This is a genomic window from Caballeronia sp. LZ034LL (genome assembly GCF_031451215.1).
GTDB lineage: Bacteria > Pseudomonadota > Gammaproteobacteria > Burkholderiales > Burkholderiaceae > Caballeronia.
Map to the genome: position 1 here is coordinate 1,087,016 of NZ_JARUXR010000002.1, position 19,418 is coordinate 1,106,433.

Annotated in this window: 14 protein-coding genes; all 14 read left to right on the top strand. The window is 63.6% G+C overall.

From position 1 onward, the window contains the following. Nucleotides 1-16 precede the first annotated feature (16 nt). Complete coding sequence (locus QCE83_RS19465) at nucleotides 17-631, top strand: M15 family metallopeptidase (RefSeq protein ID WP_309814468.1); 615 nt, start codon at nucleotides 17-19, stop codon at nucleotides 629-631. Nucleotides 632-781: 150 nt separating this feature from the next. Further along, nucleotides 782-1,597 carry an IclR family transcriptional regulator gene (locus QCE83_RS19470; RefSeq protein ID WP_309814470.1) on the top strand — a complete coding sequence of 272 codons (816 nt, stop codon included), beginning with the start codon at nucleotides 782-784 and terminating at the stop codon, nucleotides 1,595-1,597. Between the two features lie 175 nt (nucleotides 1,598-1,772). Beyond that, nucleotides 1,773-3,101, top strand: a complete 1,329-nt coding sequence (locus QCE83_RS19475; RefSeq protein ID WP_309815486.1) for an MFS transporter — start codon at nucleotides 1,773-1,775, stop codon at nucleotides 3,099-3,101. Nucleotides 3,102-3,136: 35 nt separating this feature from the next. Next, nucleotides 3,137-3,787: a DUF4286 family protein gene (locus QCE83_RS19480; RefSeq protein WP_309814474.1), complete on the top strand. Its 651-nt coding sequence runs from the start codon at nucleotides 3,137-3,139 to the stop codon at nucleotides 3,785-3,787. 665 nt (nucleotides 3,788-4,452) lie between these two features. Further along, the gene (gene tssA, locus QCE83_RS19485) at nucleotides 4,453-5,559 is read left to right on the top strand and encodes a type VI secretion system protein TssA (RefSeq protein WP_309814479.1); all 1,107 of its coding nucleotides are present in this window, start codon (nucleotides 4,453-4,455) and stop codon (nucleotides 5,557-5,559) included. A gap of 59 nt (nucleotides 5,560-5,618) precedes the next feature. After that, a complete protein-coding gene (gene tssB, locus QCE83_RS19490; RefSeq protein ID WP_309814483.1) occupies nucleotides 5,619-6,188 on the top strand; it encodes a type VI secretion system contractile sheath small subunit in 570 nt (189 codons plus the stop codon). Nucleotides 6,189-6,294: 106 nt separating this feature from the next. Beyond that, complete coding sequence (gene tssC / locus QCE83_RS19495; protein WP_309815492.1) at nucleotides 6,295-7,752, top strand: type VI secretion system contractile sheath large subunit; 1,458 nt, start codon at nucleotides 6,295-6,297, stop codon at nucleotides 7,750-7,752. A gap of 60 nt (nucleotides 7,753-7,812) precedes the next feature. Continuing rightward, entirely contained in the window at nucleotides 7,813-8,295 is a 483-nt protein-coding gene (locus QCE83_RS19500) for a type VI secretion system tube protein Hcp (RefSeq protein ID WP_309814487.1), read from the top strand. Nucleotides 8,296-8,428: 133 nt separating this feature from the next. Beyond that, nucleotides 8,429-8,968: a type VI secretion system baseplate subunit TssE gene (gene tssE / locus QCE83_RS19505; protein WP_309814489.1), complete on the top strand. Its 540-nt coding sequence runs from the start codon at nucleotides 8,429-8,431 to the stop codon at nucleotides 8,966-8,968. After that, nucleotides 8,968-10,836 (top strand): type VI secretion system baseplate subunit TssF, encoded by a 1,869-nt coding sequence (gene tssF / locus QCE83_RS19510; RefSeq protein ID WP_309815495.1) that lies wholly within the window; start codon nucleotides 8,968-8,970, stop codon nucleotides 10,834-10,836. The genes tssE and tssF overlap by 1 nt, the downstream gene beginning before the upstream one ends. Beyond that, the gene (gene tssG, locus QCE83_RS19515) at nucleotides 10,800-11,966 is read left to right on the top strand and encodes a type VI secretion system baseplate subunit TssG (RefSeq protein ID WP_309814492.1); all 1,167 of its coding nucleotides are present in this window, start codon (nucleotides 10,800-10,802) and stop codon (nucleotides 11,964-11,966) included. Before tssF ends, tssG begins: the two co-directional genes overlap by 37 nt. Then, nucleotides 11,959-14,562 carry a type VI secretion system ATPase TssH gene (gene tssH / locus QCE83_RS19520; RefSeq protein WP_309814495.1) on the top strand — a complete coding sequence of 868 codons (2,604 nt, stop codon included), beginning with the start codon at nucleotides 11,959-11,961 and terminating at the stop codon, nucleotides 14,560-14,562. Before tssG ends, tssH begins: the two co-directional genes overlap by 8 nt. Nucleotides 14,563-14,603: 41 nt before the next feature. Continuing rightward, the gene (locus QCE83_RS19525; protein WP_309814498.1) at nucleotides 14,604-16,913 is read left to right on the top strand and encodes a type VI secretion system tip protein TssI/VgrG; all 2,310 of its coding nucleotides are present in this window, start codon (nucleotides 14,604-14,606) and stop codon (nucleotides 16,911-16,913) included. A 259-nt stretch (nucleotides 16,914-17,172) separates the two neighbouring features. Beyond that, nucleotides 17,173-19,404 carry a type VI secretion system tip protein TssI/VgrG gene (locus tag QCE83_RS19530; RefSeq protein WP_309814501.1) on the top strand — a complete coding sequence of 744 codons (2,232 nt, stop codon included), beginning with the start codon at nucleotides 17,173-17,175 and terminating at the stop codon, nucleotides 19,402-19,404. The last annotated feature ends 14 nt before the right edge of the window (nucleotides 19,405-19,418 follow it).

Consider the following 19,418-nt stretch of genomic DNA (forward strand, 5'->3'; position numbering starts at 1 on the left):
GTGCGGTGAAGCTTTCGTGAACTTGCAAGGCATTCATGAGCGCATTGCCGTGGATATGAGCCGCCAGCTCATTTCCAGCGACGGCGATTATTTCTGCTGGTCCCGGCACGACGTCGCAAAGCGGCTCGTCACGGCGGCACGGCGGCTTCCGCCGCACCTTCGGCTGCTCGTGGTCGAAGCGTACCGATCGCTCGACGTGCAGCGCAGTTACTTCCGCGACTACACCCAGGTGCTCAAGCGCGACTATCCCTGGCTCAATGGCGACGCCCTCTACGAGAAAGTCAGCCAATGGGTCGCGCCGCCGGAAGTGGGCGGCCATCCGACGGGCGCGGCCATCGACCTGACCTTGCAGCATATCGATGGCGGTCATGTCGACATGGGCACCGTCCTCAACGCCAACGACGCCGAGTCATCGGGCGCCTGCTTCACCGACAGCGCCTTCATCACGCGCGAAGCAGCGCGCAACCGCGCCATTCTGCGCGATGCAATGAGCGCCGCCGGCTTCGTGAACTATCCGTCCGAGTGGTGGCACTGGTCCTATGGCGATCGTTATTGGGCCGTGGTCTCCGGCAAGCCGCATGCGGTCTACGGTCCGGTCGAAGAGTTCGAAGTGGAAGGCGTGCGCGTCTAGCCTCCTATCCCAAGCAACGCGTCGCACCCGTCGTACAAACCCCCAATCTCGCGTTTTTGGAAAGTCTTTGCAAAATGCAAATTCTTTCCAATATACTGTGGGCACGCGGCAAGAGCCGCACGAGCCTGGCGGACCAAGCGAGAGGACAGCATGAGTGCGGTGGCGGATCGAATCCTTCGGGTACTGGAAGAGCTGGCGAACGCGCCGGAAGGCAGGACGCTTTCCGAAGTCGCGACCGCGCTCGATGTCCCCGTCAGCGCCGCGCACCGGCTGCTGGCCGACCTGATGGAACAGGACTACGTGCGCAAGGACGAACGGCGCGGCGAGTTCATGCTGACGATGAAACTGCCATCGCTCGGGCTGCGTTTCCTGAGCGCGGGCGGCGTCGTGGATGTCGCCCAGCCGATCCTCGAACGGCTCGCGTCGACTTCGGAGGAACTGGTCCGCCTCGCCATTCTCGATGGCGAGCAACTGATCTACGTGGCCAAGGCCCAGGGCGCGCGCCAGGGCATTCGCTACGATCCCGAGATGGGCAGACCCGTCACGCTGTCATGCAGCGCCGCGGGCATCGTGTGGATGGCCGGCATGAGCGACGAAGAAGCCATGCGCCTGGTGTCCAGACAGGGCTTCGGCGCGCCGTCCGACTTCGGCCCACGCGCGCCGACTACCTTCAAGGCGCTGCTGCCGCTCATCGAAGCCGCGCGCGCCAACGGCTATGCCACCACCCAGGACATGTTCCTGCCGGCCATGAGTTCGATGGCGACGCCGGTACGGACGCCAACCGGCGAGGTGCGCGCCATCCTGATCATCGCAGGCCCGATGTCGCGTCTCACCGAAGAGCGCATGAGCGCACTCGTGCCGGCGTTGATGTCCACGGCGGCTGAACTGTCCGAAGCCAGCGGCGTGTCGCCGATGCTTCGCCGCGCCATGCAGGGCCCCAATTACGCAGTAAGCATGTCGGCATAACTTCGGGCGCGTTCGTCGCCCGTCGCATCAGCATTTTCATTTTAATTAGCATCCCGATGCGAAGGGACGCGCACGCCTGCGCGATCAACGCGCGATCAACGCGCGATCAACAACAGCACATTATCCGGGAGGAGACAAATTGGAATCGGCACACGCAACAAGCGGCAAGCATTCGATGGCGAACCGCGCCGTCAGTGCGGCGACATTCGGCACCGCACTCGAATGGTTCGACTTCACGCTATACGGTTCGGTGGCCGCCACGGTCCTGCCCAAACTGTTCTTCCCGGCGATGGAGCCCAGCTCCGCCCTGCTCGCCTCGCTGGCCACCTTCAGCGTGGGGCTGGCGGCACGGCCGCTGGGCGCGATCATCTGCGGTCACTTCGGCGACAAGATCGGCCGCCGCAATCTGATGCTCGGCACCGTCTCGGTGATGGGCATCACCTCGGTGCTGATGGGCCTCTTGCCCACCTACGCGCAGATCGGCATGCTCGCGCCGATCCTGCTCGTCCTGTTGCGCATCATCCAGGGCTTCGCGCTGGGCGGTGAATCGACGGGCGGTCAGCTGATGGCGCTGGAACACGCCCCCGCCGACCGGCGCGGCAAATACTCCGGCCTGATCGGCATGTGCGCGCCGCTCAGCCAGATCCTCGCCAATGCGGTGCTGCTGCTGTTGTCCGCCACCATGAGCGCCGATGCCTTCACGCGCTACGGCTGGCGCATTCCCTTCGTGATGAGCTTCCTGCTCGTGCTCGTGGGCATCTATATCCGGCTGCGCGTCGCCGAGACGCCCGCCTTCCTGCAGATGAAGCAGTCCGCCGTCGCGTCGGTCAGCAGTCCGCTCAAGGATGCGTTCCGCCTGCACTACAAGACCATCATCCGCATGATGCTGTTCTTCTGCGGACCCACCGCGCTGTTCTATCTCGCGGTCGTGTTCACGCTCGGTTATCTGACCAATACGCTCGGCGTGCCGAAGCAAACCGGCTTCACGCTGTTGATGATCGCCAATGCATGCGCCGTCGCCGGCTCGATTCTCGGCGGCCTGCTGAGCGACCGCATCGGCCGCCGGCGCGCGCTGATGATCGCCTCGGCGGCGACGCTCGTGATCATGTTGTTCTACTTCCCCGTGCTGGGCACGCGCAGCTTCGTGCCGATGGCCATCGCCATGGGCCTGTTCATGGGCTTCACGCAGGTGCAGACCGGCATCCAGCCCGTGGCGTTCGCGGAAGCCTTTCCGACCAACGTGCGCTATTCCGGTTCGGCGCTGGCGTTCACCGGAGCGAGCCTGTTCGCCGGCGGCCCGATCCCGGTGGTCGCGACGTGGCTGCTGAACCTGAGCCATGGTTCGCCGTGGCCGCTGGTCGCGCTCGTCGCGGCATTGAACGTGTTGTCCTTCTGCATGATCGCGATCGGTCCGGAAACGGCCGGCGTGGATCTGAACCGCCTGGATTCCGCCGATGAAGTCCTTGGCAAACGGGACGCCGGCGCGCAGCAGGCCAGCTTTTGAGCGACACCTTATCCACGAATCGAACGAGGAAGCCGATGAACGAATCACACCGCGGCCTGCTGGCGATCTGGAGCACCATCGCCCCGGAAGCCGAAACCGACTATCTGCACTGGCTCACGCGCGAACATGTGTTCGAGCGGGTGAGCGTGCCGGGCTTCTGCTCGGGACGTGTCTTCAGGCGGCGCGACAGCAAGCCGTCCGAGTACCTGATGCTCTATGAACTCGACCATGCCGGCGTGATGTCGAGCGAAGGCTATCTGACGCGGCTCAACGCGCCCACGCCGTGGACTCAGCGCATCATGCCCACGCTGATGCACTTCCGGCGCGGCGGCGGCACGCTGAGCGATGAAGCGGGACATGCGCGCGGCCATGGCAGTCACATCGCGATCGCACGCTTCGAGGATGAACTACCCGCTGCGCTGACCAGCGAGCGCCTGGATGCGCTCGCGCAACTGGACTGGGTCGTCGCGGTCCGCGTGATGCGCGTGCAGTCCGATTCGACCTCCATCTCCACGCGCGAGAAGTCGATGCGCCGCAGTGAGGAAGGCGCGTTCGCCGGACTCATCGTGATCGAGGCGCTGGATCGCGCTTCGCTCGATCGTGCGGTCACGGCAGCAAGCCATGCCGTTCCCGAACTCGACGGCGCCTTTCAACTTCTCGACGCGGTCTTCGGCAGTCACCGATAACTTCGACGCATGAGGCGCGTGATGAAAAGCCACATCACGCGCGTCATGTCCTGCACGATAATGGGTGCCTCAAGAGAACCATAGTCGTGTGACAGGAATTCGCTTCTTCATAGAATATTCCAGTAATATCACTTCGTTGATTTGTAAGTTATCCCCGTCAACGAATTCCGCGATCGATCGATTTGCCGCAACAGAATTCAAACCATCAAAAGCGCGCAGTCGTCATGCAAAACAGTGATATGTCCATTACTGGTTTTCAGCGTCTAGCATTGACTCCATCGATTGTGAAGACGCAGTTCAGGTGCAGCGGATCGGCATGAACGCCGCGCAGGAACTCGAGCTGAACTAGCAAGCCAGCGGCCCGTCTGCCTCTCAAGTCCGGAAGCAGCAGCGCCGCGCGCAAGCAGGATGCGCGCATCATTCAGACGCAAATCATCCCTGAATCGAAGCCCGGTTGCCCGTCGCGCAGTCCAGCGACGGTCGTCTGGTTCCCGTAATTCATTCCGCGTGCTTTCAACTCAACTCTGACGCGCCCGTCATCTTGATGACGTCGATCGCGACATGTTTTAAACCGCCTGACTTCCCTTTCAGATCGAGTGGATTCATTCCACGGCGTCTGGAATGGAAGCCGGGACGGCAGCCGATTCTTATTCGTCGAACTCAAGATGAACATCTCGTCAGATAACGCAGCCGCAATGGAAGCCGATCCGCATGACAGCTCGCTGCTCGAGCCCGTCGCGGATCAGGCGCCGTGTGGCGACGAGCTGACCTACGACCAGGCGTTCATCGATCTCGAACGACTCGCTGTCGGCAAGACCGAACAGCAGTTCGGCTCGACGATCATCCCCGCTGAAAACCCGGACTGGCATCAGGTGGCATTGCGGGCGAGCGGCCTGTTGAAACGCACTAAAGATCTGCGGGTCGCCACGTTGCTGACACGCGCGTGGGCCGAACTCGACGGGCTGGCCGGATACCGGCGCGGCGTCGCGCTGATCGCCGAATTGCTGGAGCGTTATTGGCCGGCGCTGCATCCGCGCATCGAGACCGATGGCGAAAGCGACCCGCTGATGCGCATCAATGCGCTGCGCAATCTCGCCGATCCCGAAAGCATCGGACGTGCAATCCGCAACGCCACCATCCTGCGCCTGAAGCAAGGCAGCCTGAGCATGCGCGACGCTGCCGCCCTCCTCGATGGCCATGCTTCGCAGGCGGCAGCATCGCTGAATCTGGATGGACCCGAACTGCGTCAACAGCTTGCGCTCGCGGCGAATGCGCCGCACAGCCTCACCGCGCCCATCCCCACGATTCTCGCAGCACTGAAGCACATCGCGCAGACCGTGCAGCGGGAACTCGGCGATAGCTGGGTGCCGGACTTCCGCAGTGTCGAAGCGCCCTTGCGCCTCATTGGCGATGCCGCGCAGCCCGTCCGCGGCCATGTCGCCGACGCACCGCCGCGCGATGAAGCCGGCACGTCGCATGAAGCCATCTCCGACGACGCGCCGTCCCACGGTCCCGCAGAGCCGCCAAAGAACCCGGCGCATCACGCGCTGCGTTCGCGCGCGGAAGTGATCGCGTTGCTGCAGAAAGCCTGCGCCTATCTCGAGCTTCACGAACCGGGGCATCCGGCGCCGCTCCTGATTCGTCGAGCGATACGGCTGATGGGCATGAGCTTCTACGAGATCGTGCGGGACATGGTGCCGGCCGGCATTCCGCAACTCGACGTACTGGCGAACAGCCCGAAGCCGGGCGAACCACCGGTTCAGCCAGGCTGAACGATGCGGGATAGACAAGCAACTCAAGCGCACACGACCAAGCTTACTGGAGGCAATCCGTGACGAAAGCAAAACAGACCCGATCGCGTCAGGGCGGTCAGCAATTCATCGGCAGGAATCGTGCGCCGCGCGTGCAGATCGAATACGACGTCGAGATCTACGGCAGCGAGCGGAAAGTCGAGATCCCCTTTGTCATGGGCGTGATGGCGGACCTGGCGGGCGACACCCGCAAGGCGCTGCCCGAGATCGGCGAGCGCAAGTTCCTCGAAGTCGATATCGACAACCTGGATGAACGCATGAAGTCCATCCAGCCGCGCGCCGCGTTCCAGGTCCCGAACAAGCTCGGCGGCGATGGCCGTCTGCAAGTGGATCTGACCTTCGAGAGCATGGACGACTTCACGCCGGGCCGCATTGCCCGCAACGTCGAGTCGCTCAGTCATCTGCTGGACGCGCGGACCCAGCTCGCCAACCTGCTTTCATACATGGACGGCAAGAACGGCGCGGAAGAACTGCTGGCGAAGGCGCTTGCCGATCCGGCGCTGCTCAAGGCGCTCGCTAAAAGCGCGAAGCCGCAGGACGAATCCGCAGCGCCGCCTGACGACACAGAGCCGGACGAACACGACGCCTGAGCGCGCCCTTCCGCGAACGCCACGACATGGACAGCGCAGACTTCACTGACGGAATAAACGCATGACGACCACCAGACACGCCGAGCACGCCGACCATTCGCAGACGATGGAGGTGGATCACTTCAGGGATCTGCTGAACAAGGAGCTCAAGCCCGCGACCGACCAGGCGCATCAGGCCATCGAAAGCGCGGTGAAGACGCTCGCGCATCAGGCGCTCGAACACGCCGCCGTGATGTCCGCCGATGCCTATCAGGGCATCCAGGCCATCATCGCGGAAATCGACCGGAAGCTGTCCGACCAGATCAACGAGATCCTGCATCACCCGACGTTCCAGAACATCGAATCGGCGTGGCGCGGCCTGCATTACCTCGTCACCAACACCGAAACCGACGAGATGCTGAAGATCCGCTTCATGCCGATCTCGAAGAAGGAACTGGCGCGCACGCTGAAGCGCTACAAGGGCGTGGCCTGGGATCAGAGCCCGGTGTTCAGGAAGATCTACGAGGAAGAATACGGACAGTTCGGCGGCGAGCCGCTGGGCGGACTCGTCGGCGACTTCTACTTCGATCACAGCCCGCCCGATGTCGAGATGCTGGGCGAGATGGCCAAGATCTCGGCGGCCGCGCATTGCCCGTTCATTGCGGCAGGCTCGCCTTCGGTCATGCAGATGGATTCGTGGCAGGAGCTTTCCAATCCGCGCGACCTGACCAAGATCTTCCAGAACACCGAGTACGCCGCCTGGCGCGGCCTGCGCGAGTCGGACGATGCCCGCTATATCGGCCTGACCATGCCGCGTTTCCTGGGCCGCCTGCCCTACGGCATCAACACGCTGCCGGTGGATGAATTCGACTTCGAAGAGAACACCGACGGCGTCGATCACCGCAACTACATGTGGATCAACTCGGCCTATGCGATGGCCGCGAACATCAACCGTTCGTTCAAGCACTACGGATGGTGTACGTCGATTCGCGGCGTGGAGTCGGGCGGCGCGGTGGAGAACCTGCCGATGCATACGTTCCCGACCGATGACGGCGGCGTCGACGCCAAGTGTCCCACCGAGATCGCGATCAGCGACCGTCGCGAGGCCGAGTTGGCGAAGAACGGCTTCATGCCGCTGGTCCATCGCAAGAACTCCGACATCGCCGCGTTCATCGGCGCCCAGTCGCTGCAAAGCCCGAGCGAGTACTACGACAACGCCGCCACCGAAAACGCGCGTCTGGCGGCACGGCTGCCGTATCTGTTCGCCTGCTGCCGTTTTGCGCATTACCTGAAATGCATCGTCCGCGACAAGGTCGGTTCATTCAAGGAACGCCGCGACATGGAGACCTGGCTCAACGACTGGATCCTGAGTTATGTCGATGGCGACCCCGTCAACTCGTCGCAGGAAACCAAGGCGAAGAAGCCGCTTGCCGCCGCCGAGGTCATGGTCGAGGAAGTCGACGACAACCCAGGCTATTACACCGCGAAGTTCTTTTTACGCCCGCACTATCAGCTCGAAGGGCTCACGGTTTCTCTTCGGCTGGTGTCCAAGCTGCCGTCTTTGAAGGAAGGCAGTGCTTCGTAGCAGCATTCGTCACGATCACCGTGGCGATAACCTTGTTTCATTTAATCCTGGAGAATCGAAATGGCTGTAGATATGTATATGCGGGTGGATGGCGTTTCGGGTGAATCGAAAGATGCGAATCATCAGAACTGGTCGAACGTGCAGTCCTATGCATGGGGCGCAAACCAGCCCGGCAGCATGGCTTCCGGCAGCGGCGGCGGTCTCGGCAAGGTGAGCTATAGCGATCTGCAAGTGACGGCGCCGATCGACAAGGCATCGCCCGCCATCCTGAAGTACTGCTCGAACGGCAAGCACCTGTCGAAGGTGGAACTCTCGGTCTGCAAGGCCGGCGGTTCGCAGGTCGAGTATCAGCGCATCACGCTCAACGAAGTGCTCGTGACGTCGGTCACGCATGCAGCAGCCAGCCAGAGCGATGCCGTGCTCGTGACCTACACGTTCCAGGCAGCGAGCGTTCAGCAGCAGTACTGGGAGCAGACCGACCAGGGCACGCGCGGCAGCGAAAGCGTGCTCTCGTGGAACATCAAGCAAAACCAGGAAGCCTGATGCACCGGGTCTGAGCGTGCAGGGCCGGGCGGATGCTTTCGCCCGGCATGGCGCCTCATGACCTTCGATCACCTGCCGGCCGCAAGGCCCGCACCCATCTGCATCGACAACCGCTTCGACCACTGCGAGCAGCATGCGCAAATTGCCATCACGTCATACGCAAGCCACCGGCACACCGGCCGGACGCAGGCTGACGCCCGTCTTGCTTGACCGCCTGACCGATCACGCGCCGCACGAAGCGCGCGAGGCGGACGGCGCATTCATGCTGACGCGCGCGTTGCTGCGCGAATCGGTGCTGCGCGACTTGCGCTGGCTGCTCAACACGACGAACCTCGAAGCCTCCGTCGATCTCGCCCCGTATGCGGGCGTGCGCGAGTCCGTCATCAACTTCGGCACGGGCGCGCTGGCCGGGCTGCGGATGTCGGAGATCGAATGGACCGACATCGAACGGACCATTCGCGAGGCGATCCTGGCGTTCGAGACGCGCATCGTCCCCGACAGTCTGCAAGTGAAGTGCGTCGAGAACGACGATTCCCTGTTGCATCACAACCTGCTGGTCCTGGAGATCCGCGGACAGATCTGGGCCGTGCCCTATCCGTTCGAGTTCGTGTTCCGCTCGGAAGTCGATCTCGAGAACGGCTACATGGTGCTGCAAGCGCCGGGGAACGAATGATGGACGGCCGCCTGCTCGACTATTACAGCCGCGAACTGAGCTATCTGCGCGAACTGGGCGCGGAGTTCGCCGCCGAGTATCCGAAGATCGCGGGACGGCTCGGCATGCGCGATACGGAAGTCGTCGATCCGTATGTCGAGCGTCTGCTCGAAGGCTTTAGCTTCCTGGCCGCGCGCATCCACCTGAAGATGGACGCTGAGTTCCCGCGCTTTTCGCAGCGGCTGCTGGAACTGGTTTATCCCGGCTATCTGTCGCCGCTGCCCGCCATGGCGATCGTGCAGATTCCGCCCGATCTCGACGTCGGCAATCTCGCGAGCGGCTATACCTTGCCCGCCGGCACCGCCCTGCGCGCCAACGTCACGGCGGGCGAACAGACGCCCTGCGAATTCAGGACCGCGCACGAGGTCACGCTGTGGCCCATCCGCATCACGTCGGTACGCATGGAGCCGGCGCCGGAGGACTTGCCGTCCGCCTTGCTCGACCCGCAACGCACCGTGCGCAGCGTATTGCGCATCCGTCTGGAAACCGACGGCGCGGCGCGCTTCGCCGACCTGCCGCTCGAACGCCTGAGCTTCTTTCTCGGCGGCCAGACGCAGCAGGCGCAGCATCTGCTCCGGCTGCTGCTCGGCGAGCGCGTGGTGGCCGCGGCTGTGCGCGATCCGGCCAGCAAGACGCCGCTCTACCGAAGCCTGCGCGCCGATGCGATCCGTCACGAAGGACTCGACGCCGGCCAGGCACTGCTGCCGGACGACATGCGCGCATTCAGCGGGCATCGCATCCTGCATGAGTACTTTGCGTATCCGTCGCGGCTGCTGTTCTTCAGCATTGGCGGATTGCGCGACACCTTGCGCACGACCGGCACGGCGTGCGAACTGCTCGTGCTGTTCGACGAGCGCGCGGAAGAACTGTATCGCTCGGTCGATGCACGCAGCCTCGCGCTGTATTGCACGCCCGCCGCCAACCTGTTCCCGAAGCGCACGGACCGCATGCCGGTGTCGCGCCGGCAGCATGAATATCACATCGTCGTGGACCGCTCGCGGCCGCTCGACTACGAGGTGTACCGCGTCAACCGCGTGACGGGACACGGCGGTCCCGAAGGCCGCGAGCAGACCTTCCTGCCGTTCTACTCGCCGCATGCACATCAGCGCAATAGCGCGGGCTGCTACTTCTCGACGCGCCGTGAACCGCGCCTGTCCAGCGCGCGGCTGCGCGGTCATCACCGTAGCGACTACGCGGGCAGCGAAGTGTTCGTGTCGCTCGTCGATCAGCATGAAGCGCCGTTCAGCGGCGAGCTGCGCCACATCTCGGTGGATGCGCTATGCACCAATCGCGATCTCGCCATCCTGATGCCGCTCGGCGCGAAGGCCGACTTCACGCTGACCGTCTCAGCGCCGGCGGGAACCATCAAGGTGCTGAAAGGACCGAGCGTGCCGCGCGCGTCCATCGCGGAGAACGAGATCACCTGGCGTCTCATCAGCCATCTGGGCCTCAACTATCTGACGCTCACCGATCTCGACGGCACGCAGGGCGCCGCCGCCTTGCGCGAGCTGCTCGGGCTCTATGCGGACCTCGCCGATCCCGCGCTGACAAAGCAGATCCAGGGCATCCGCAGCGTGCGCGTCGAGCCGGTGTGCCGCGCGCTGCCGCATGCGGGTCCGATCATGTACGGCCGGGGCGTGTGCATCACCGTGCTGATCGAGGAAGCCGTCTTCGAACCGTACGACATGCATCTGTTCGGCGCCGTGCTGGACCAGTTCTTTGCGCGCCATGTATCGCTGAACAGCTTCAGCGAACTGGTCATCGAAACCTTGCAGAGAGGAGAGATCGGACGATGGAAGCCCCGGATCGGCTGCCGGCCGACAGCCTGACACAGGCGGTCTACGGCCGGACCGAAGAGGCTCCGTCCGTCAGACCCGCCCCGCCGCCACGCGAGGAGCGGCTCGACCGTCTGCTGGAGCAGGCGGCGGGCGCGCCCTACGAGTACGACCTGTTCGAGCTGATGCGCTGGATCGACGCCTGCGCGGTCACGCCGGTGCGGCTCGGCCGTGCGTCCCATCCGCGCGACGAGCCGGTGCGCTTCGGCCAGCGTCCGTCGCTTGCGTTCGCCCCCGCGACACTCGCTGAAGTGCGCCGCAAGAAGCGCGAGCGCGCGCAGGTTTCGGTATATGGCTTCGGTCTGTTCGGGCCGAACGGTCCGATGCCGCTGCATCTGACCGAATACGCCCACGAGCGGGCGCGCAATCACGGCGATACCTCGCTGGCCGGCTTCGCCGACCTGTTTCATCACCGGCTGATCGCGCTGTTCTACCGGGCCTGGGCGAATGCGCAGCCGTGCGCGAGCCTGGACCGCGCAGGCGATGCCCGCTTCGACGACTACATCGCGAGCCTGATTCATCTCGGCCAGCCGTCGCTCAAGGGGCGCGGCGCGGTGGCGGATCACGCGCGCTACTACATGGCCGGGCATCTGGTCAGGCAGACGCGCAACCCGGAAGGCCTGTGCCGGATCCTCGCCGATTACTTCGGCGTGAAGGCGCGCATCAACGAATACGCGCCTGGCTGGATCGCCATTGAACCGGCGCGGCAGTGCAGCTTGCCGCTCCGGCTCGGCGCCAATGCATCGGGCGCAGGCGCGATGCTGGGACGCGCGGTGCGGGATGCGCAGCATGGCTTCGAGATCGTGATCGGACCGTTGCCGATGGAACGCTTCCGCCAGTTCCTGCCCGATACCGAAGCGGCGATGCAGCTGGCGGACTGGGTGCGCTTCTATGCCGGCGACGAACTGGAGTGGAACGTCAGGATCCTGCTGGCGCGGGCCGATGTACGCGGCGCGAGCGTCGGCATGCAGCAGCGCCTGGGCTGGGACACCTGGGTCGGCGAGCGCCTGAGTCCCACCGATGCCGGCGACCTCGTGTACGGCCCCGGCATCGTCGCCCATCATGCGCGCCAGCGGCGCGCCGAACAGACCCGCAACGAATCGCCTGTGACCTGCCATGACTGACATCAACCGTCCCGCCCTGTACGGCAAGCTCAATCCGTTCCTGTTCCGCTCGCTGGAGAGCGCGACGTCGCTGTGCAAGCTGCGCGGCAATCCCTATGTCGAGCTGGTGCACTGGCTGCATCAGATGCTCGCTGAAAGCGACAGCGACCTGCATCGCCTGATCGTGCGTTTCGATCTCAACGCCGGACGGCTCGATCACGATCTGTCCGTCGCGATGGACCGTCTGCCGCGCGGCGCCAGCGCGATCGCCGACTTCTCCGCGTTCATCGATGAAGCCATCGAACGCGCGTGGGTCTACAGCACGATCGCCTATGGCCGCGCGCGCATCCGCAGCGCGTTCCTGCTGGCCGGCATCCTGAAGACGCCGTCGCTGCGCAATCAGCTGCTCGCCACGTCGCAGCAGTGGGGCAAGCTCGTCCCGGATCTCGTGATGAACGAGATTCCCGCCGTCATCGCCGGGTCCGCGGAAGACAACGACAGCGCCGATACGCCCGAAGCCGAAGCCGCCCCGGATAGCGCCGACGCCGAGTCCGCGTTGCAGCGTTTCGCCGTCGACATGACGGCGCAGGCGCGCGCCGACCGCATCGATCCGATCACGGGCCGCGAGTCGGAGATCCGCCAGGTCATCGACGTGCTGATGCGCCGCCGTCAGAACAACCCGCTGCTGACCGGCGAGGCGGGCGTCGGCAAGACGGCCATCGCCGAAGGACTGGCCTTGCGCATCGCCGCCGGCGACGTGCCGCCCGCCCTGCGCGACGTCACGCTCTATTCGCTCGACATGGGACTGTTGCAGGCGGGCGCCAGCGTCAAGGGCGAGTTCGAGGCGCGCTTGCAGCAGATCATCAGCGAGGTCGAGCGCAGCACGCGGCCGGTGGTGCTGTTCATCGACGAAGTGCATCGGCTGATCGGCGCGGGCGGCGCGCACGGCACCGGCGATGCCGCCAACCTGCTCAAGCCCGCGCTCGCACGCGGCCAGTTGCGCACCATCGGCGCGACCACCTGGAGCGAGTACAAGAAGTACATCGAAAGCGATCCCGCGCTGACCCGGCGTTTCGAAGCCATCCAGGTGCGCGAGCCCTCGGAGGACGAAGCCGTCGCGATGCTGCGCGGACTGGTCGGGCGGCTGGAACGGCACCATCGCATCGTCATTCTCGATCAGGCGGTGGATGCGGCGGTGCGCCTGTCGAACCGCTATCTGCCCGCACGGCAATTGCCCGACAAGGCGATCAGCCTGATGGACACCGCGTGTGCGCGCGTCGTCGTGGGCCGGCATGCGCCGCCGCCGGCAGTCGAGGACCTGCAACGCCGGATCAGCGCGCTCGAAGCGGAACAGGCCGCGCTGGAACGTGAACGGCTGATCGGCCTGCCGGTCGAGATCAGGCCCGCGCTGGGCGAGGCGCTGGCCGAACGGCAGCAGGAACTCGCGGCGTCGGAGGCGCGCTGGAAGCAGCAGCGCGAACAGGTGGAAGCGATCGTCGCATTGCGCGCCGAACCTCACGAGGCCCAGGAAGCCGGCGACCGCCGCGCGACGCTTGCGCGCCTGCGCACCGAACTCGCCGCCCTTCAGGGCGATACGCCGCTCGTTCAAGTGGACGTGGACGTGGAAACGGTCGCGGCGGTGCTGGCCGACTGGACCGGCATTCCCGCCGGCCGGATGCTGCGCAACGAAGCGCAATCGGTGCTCGCGTTACCGCAGACGCTGGCGCGCCGCGTGATCGGACAGCCCGCCGCGATGGATGCGATCGCGCGCCGCGTGCAGAACGCGCGCGCCGCGCTGGACGATCCGCAACGGCCGGTCGGCGTGTTCCTGTTGTGCGGTCCGTCGGGCGTCGGCAAGACGGAGACAGCGCTGGCGCTGGCCGAGGTGATGTATGGCGGCGAGCAGAACCTGATCTCCATCAACATGAACGAGTTTCAGGAGTCGCACACGGTATCGACGCTGAAGGGCGCGCCGCCGGGTTATGTCGGCTATGGCGAGGGCGGCATCCTGACTGAGGCGGTGCGTCGGCGGCCGTATAGCGTCGTGCTGCTCGACGAGATGGAGAAAGCCCATCCCGATGTGCAGGAAGCCTTCTACCAGATCTTCGACAAGGGCTGGATGGAGGACGGCGAGGGCCGGCGCATCGACTTCCGCAACACGATCCTGATCCTGACCACCAATGCCGGCGACGCCGAGATCATGCGTCTCGCGCAGGAAGAGCCCGCGCCCGCGAGCAGTCAGGTGGAACGGCGCATCCGCGATGCGTTGCGCGAGTACTTCACGGCCGCCTTCCTCGGCCGCCTGACGGTAGTGCCGTTCTATCCGCTCTCCGGGGCCGTGTACGAGGAAATCATCGCGATGCGGCTGCGCACGATCGGACGGCGCCTCGCTGAACAACACGAGATCGCGTTCCATCACACGCCCGAGGTGGGCCTGCTGATCCACGAACGCTGCGCCGAGGTGGAGTCCGGCGGCCGTCTGATCGACTCGATCATCACGCAGTCGCTCTTGCCGCTCATCAGCCGCGAAATCATCTCCGCGCTGGCCGAGAACCGCACGTTGAATGAAGTGCGGATCTCCGTCGAGAACAATGAATTTCAAGTCACGCTTTGCTGAACCAGATTTCCCCAGGTCTAATCGATAGTGAGCAGAAAGAAATGGCACAGGTAGTAACCGCGTATTGCAGTGCGTTTGATGTCGGCACTCTCAGCTTCCGCTCCATGACAGGTAGTGAAGCCCTTTCCACCCTCTTTGACTTCGAGGTGCAGCTCGTTTCGAGCGACGCCTCGCTTGACCTCAAGAGCGCCCTCGGCAAGTCCCTCACGCTGGAAATCCAGCCGCAGGTCGGCGCTCTGCGTTATCTCGACGGACAGATTGCCCGCTTTGAATTCAATGGCCGCGAGACGCTCACCTCGCGCAGCTATATCTATACGGCCACTGTGCGGCCGTCGCTGTGGTATCTGACGCGTTCCGTCAACGGCCGCATCTTCCAGGAGAAGACGGTGGTCGAGATCATTCAGGAAGTCTTCTCCGCTTATGGGTTTCCGGTGACCAACCGGCTGAGTGCGACCTATCGCACCTGGGGTTATTGCACCCAGTTTCAGGAGACTGATTTCGCTTTTGTCAGCCGGTTGATGGAACAGGAAGGTATCTACTACTACTTCACGCATCAGATGGGCCAGCACACGCTCGTGCTCGCTGATGACATGAGCGGTCATGATCCGTTGCCCGACTATGCATCTCTGCCTTACCTCGCGCCCGATCAGATCGCGTTGCCCGAGACCGAAGGCGTGGATCGCTGGCACACGGAGGACAACGTCACCACGGGCCGCTATGTCGTCGATGACTACGACTTTCGCAAGCCCAAGGCCGATCTGCAAAGCCAGCAGGCCAATCCGCTCAGCGATGAACACGGCTCGTACGAGAAGTACAACTGGCAACTCGGCTATGTCAATGGCGACGAAGGCAATCATTACTCGCGCGTGCGGCTCGAAGAAGAGCAGACCGGCAGCGAAAGCGCTCACGGTCACACCACGATCCGCGCCTTTGCGCCGGGTTATCTGTTCACGTTGACCGGTTGCCCACGCACGGCCGATAACCGCGAGTATCTGATCGTCGGCGCAAGTTATCAGTTTCAAAGCGGCGGCGACGCCAGCGGCAGCAGCACCGCGCGTTACGACACGGAATTCGTCTCCCAACCTACTTCACTGCCTTGGCGCGCGCCCTCCGTCACGCCCTTGCCGAAAGCGACCGGGCCGCAGACTGCGGTGGTCACAGGACCGGCGGGCGAAACCATCTGGACCGACCAGCACGGCCGCGTGAAGCTGCAATTCCGCTGGGACCGCTACGGCAAGAGCGACGAGAACAGCTCCTGCTGGGTACGCGTTTCCGACGCATGGGCCGGTTCCAACTATGGCGGCATCTATATCCCGCGCATCGGTCAGGAAGTGGTGGTGGACTTCATGAACGGCAACATCGATCGGCCGCTCATCACCGGACGCGTCTACAACGCCTCGCAGATGCCGCCGTTCAATCTGCCCGATTCGGCCACGCAGAGCGGCTTTCTTACCCGCACGCCCAACGGCAACAGCAGCAACGCCAACATGCTCCGCTTCGAAGACAAGCAAGGCTCCGAGCAGATCAAGGTACACGCCGAACGCAACTACGACACCTCCGTCGAAGCCGATAGCTCGCTTACCACGGCGGGTTCGCACACGATCGAAGTCGGCCTGCCGCTCGCTTCGGGCGACACCTCGACCTCGCCGCCGCCTTCCGGCGCGCAACGTCTGTTGAATCAGCAAGCGAGTACGAGCACCGGCACGACCGGGCAATTGCAGCAGGGCATGGCCGCACGCAAAGGCAAGCGCGGCTGGAAAGCCTATGCGCGCAGCGGCATGCAGCAGTCCACGCCTGCCACGTCGACAACGACATCGACCTCATCGTCCACGTCTACGTCCACACCCACGTCATCGTCGATCACGCTGGCCAGCCAGGTGCCCGCCTTCCTGCAGAACTTCTCCACGCCCAAGCTCGGCGGCAGCGCGCTGAACATCACCGTGAACGGCATGGAGAAGACGCTCGTGGTCGGCTCGACGCAGAAGGTCTATCTGGGCGAGGAACTCAAGATCACCGACGGTACGTCCACCGTGCTGATCACCGGCATCGAGACCAAGGACGTCGACGGCTCGACCACGACGACGATCACCGGCCTCTCCACCAGCTTCGTGCTAGGCAACCGGGCCGACACGACGATCGGCAACGCCCTCCAGGTCCATGCCGGGCAATTCGAAGGCTTCCAGGTCGCGGCGCTCAACACCTGGGGAAGCAATGTGATCACCGTGGGCAGCCAGGTCCACAACACCGGCAACTGGGTGCAGTCGACCGGCTCGATGATCGTCGACATCGGATCGTCCGTGAACAACATGGGCGTGAAGATGGGACACGTCGGTTACGACGTGAAGTTTTGAGGCAGCGTGTGCGCCGGCGAGTTCGGTTCGATGCCCGGACTCGTCGTGCGGACCGGGAACATCAGCTGCCGGGTCGGGCGCTCTCCACTCGCGATGCTTGGCGAGCGCAGCGCCTGAGATTCATGCAGTGGCAATCGCCATTCCGCTCGAAGTTCGAGGAGACGATCGCCCAACGGCCAATAACCGCATCCGACGAGATGCGGACGCCACCTGTTCAGGCACGCGTGCCTGGCCCTTCATCCGTATCGAGCGAGACGACATGACTCAGATTGTGACCGCCTACAGCGACGCATTTGCATCCGGCATCCTCAGTTTCCGTTCCATGACAGGTAACGAAGCACTCTCCACCCTCTTCGAGTTTGAGGTGCAACTCGTATCGAGCGATGCCTCGCTCGATCTCAAGAGCGCCCTCGGCAAGTATCTGACGCTGGAGATCCAGCCGCAGGTCGGCGCTCTCCGTTACCTCGACGGACAGATCACCCGCTTCGAGTTCAATGGCCGCGAGACGCTCACCTCGCGCAGCTATATCTATACGGCGACCGTGCGGCCTTCACTGTGGTATCTCACACGCTCCATCAACGGCCGCATCTTCCAGGAGAAGACGGTTGTCGAGATCATCCAGGAAGTCTTCTCCGCTTATGGGTTTCCGGTGACCAACCGGCTGAGTGCGACGTATCGCACCTGGGGTTATTGCACCCAGTTCCAGGAAACCGACTTCGCCTTCGTCAGCCGGCTGATGGAGCAGGAAGGCATCTATTACTACTTCACGCATCAGATGGGCCAGCACACGCTCGTGCTCGTCGATGACATGAGCGGTCACGACGCCCTGCCCGATTACGCCTCGCTGCCTTATCTCGCGCCCGATCAGATCGCGTTGCCTGAGACCGAGGGCGTCGATCGCTGGCACACGGAGGACAACGTCACCACGGGCCGCTATGTTGTTGACGACTACGATTTTCGCAAGCCCAAGGCAGACCTGCAAAGCCAGCAGGCCAATCCGCTCAGCGACGATCACGGCTCGTACGAGAAGTACAACTGGCAGCTCGGCTACGTCAATGGCGACGAGGGCAATCATTACTCGCGCGTACGTCTCGAAGAGGAACAGACTGGGAGTGAAAGCGCTCATGGTCACACGACCATTCGCGCTTTCGCGCCCGGTTATCTGTTCACGCTCACAGGATGTCCCCGCACGTCCGATAACCGTGAATACCTGATCGTCGGCGCAAGTTATCAGTTTCAAAGCGGCGGCGATGCCAGCGGCAGCAGCACAGCCCGTTACGACACGGAGTTTCTCGCGCAGCCCACTTCACTGCCCTGGCGCGCGCCTTCCATCACGCCGCTGCCCAAAGCAACTGGGCCGCAGACAGCGGTGGTCGTCGGCCCCGCAGGCGAAACCATCTGGACCGATCAGCTCGGCCGCGTGAAGCTGCAATTCCGCTGGGACCGCTACGGCAAGAGCGACGAGAACAGCTCCTGCTGGGTACGAGTCTCCGACGCCTGGGCCGGTTCGAACTACGGCGGCATCTATATCCCGCGTATCGGCCAGGAAGTGGTGGTGGACTTCATGAACGGCAACATCGATCGGCCGCTCATCACCGGACGCGTCTACAACGCCTCGCAGATGCCGCCGTTCAATCTGCCCGATTCAGCTACGCAAAGCGGCTTTCTCACCCGCACGCCCGGCGGCAACAGCAGCAACGCGAACATGTTCCGCTTCGAGGACAAACAAGGTTCCGAGCAGATCAAGCTGCATGCCGAGCGCAACTACGACACCTCCGTCGAAGCCGATACCACGCATACCACAGCGGGTTCGCACACCATCGAAGTCGGCTTGCCGCTCGCTTCCAGTGACAGTTCGACTTCGCCGCCGCCATCCGGCGCGCAGCGTCTGTTGAATCAGCAGGTCAGTACAAGTGCGGCCGGCCAATTGCAGCAGACCATCATGGCCGGACGACCGCGCAAGCGCGGCAGGAAAGCCTATGCGCGCACCAGCATGCAGCAGTCCACGCCGTCGACATCGACATCGACATCGACATCGACATCGACATCATCGTCAAGCACGTCACAGTCCGGCACGCTCGCCAGCCAGTTGCCCTCATTCGTCCAGAACTTCTTCCAGCCGAAGCTCAGTGGAAGCGCCTACAACGTCACGGTCAACGGCTTTTCGAACACCGTGACCGTGGGTCGCGCGGGCACCTTGATCGCTGGCTTGGGCATGACAACGGTCATCGGCGACTACACGAGCTTCATCGCCGGCAACGAGAACGACTTCAACGTCGGCAACACGTTCGGCGTGAACGTCGGGTCGAACGAGGTGTTTCACACGAGCGATCTCAACACCATCGGAAACGTGGTGACCAATGCGGGCAACGCGGTCAACAACACGGGCCTCTGGGTGGCGAATACCGGCACGATCGTGGCGCAGAACGGCGCCTCGATCAACGAAACCGGCGTGACCATCGTCAAGGTCGGCTATGAAGTCAAGTGGTGAAACCAACTTCCACG

Coding starts and splice junctions, on each gene's coding strand:
- QCE83_RS19475 (WP_309815486.1), top strand. CDS start 1,773: ATGGCGAACCGCGCCGTCAGTGCGGCGACATTCGGCACCGCACTCGAA.
- QCE83_RS19500 (WP_309814487.1), top strand. CDS start 7,813: ATGGCTGTAGATATGTATATGCGGGTGGATGGCGTTTCGGGTGAATCG.
- QCE83_RS19530 (WP_309814501.1), top strand. CDS start 17,173: ATGACTCAGATTGTGACCGCCTACAGCGACGCATTTGCATCCGGCATC.
- tssC (WP_309815492.1), top strand. CDS start 6,295: ATGGAGGTGGATCACTTCAGGGATCTGCTGAACAAGGAGCTCAAGCCC.
- QCE83_RS19525 (WP_309814498.1), top strand. CDS start 14,604: ATGGCACAGGTAGTAACCGCGTATTGCAGTGCGTTTGATGTCGGCACT.
- QCE83_RS19470 (WP_309814470.1), top strand. CDS start 782: ATGAGTGCGGTGGCGGATCGAATCCTTCGGGTACTGGAAGAGCTGGCG.
- tssH (WP_309814495.1), top strand. CDS start 11,959: ATGACTGACATCAACCGTCCCGCCCTGTACGGCAAGCTCAATCCGTTC.
- QCE83_RS19480 (WP_309814474.1), top strand. CDS start 3,137: ATGAACGAATCACACCGCGGCCTGCTGGCGATCTGGAGCACCATCGCC.
- tssG (WP_309814492.1), top strand. CDS start 10,800: ATGGAAGCCCCGGATCGGCTGCCGGCCGACAGCCTGACACAGGCGGTC.
- tssE (WP_309814489.1), top strand. CDS start 8,429: ATGCGCAAATTGCCATCACGTCATACGCAAGCCACCGGCACACCGGCC.
- tssF (WP_309815495.1), top strand. CDS start 8,968: ATGGACGGCCGCCTGCTCGACTATTACAGCCGCGAACTGAGCTATCTG.
- tssA (WP_309814479.1), top strand. CDS start 4,453: ATGAACATCTCGTCAGATAACGCAGCCGCAATGGAAGCCGATCCGCAT.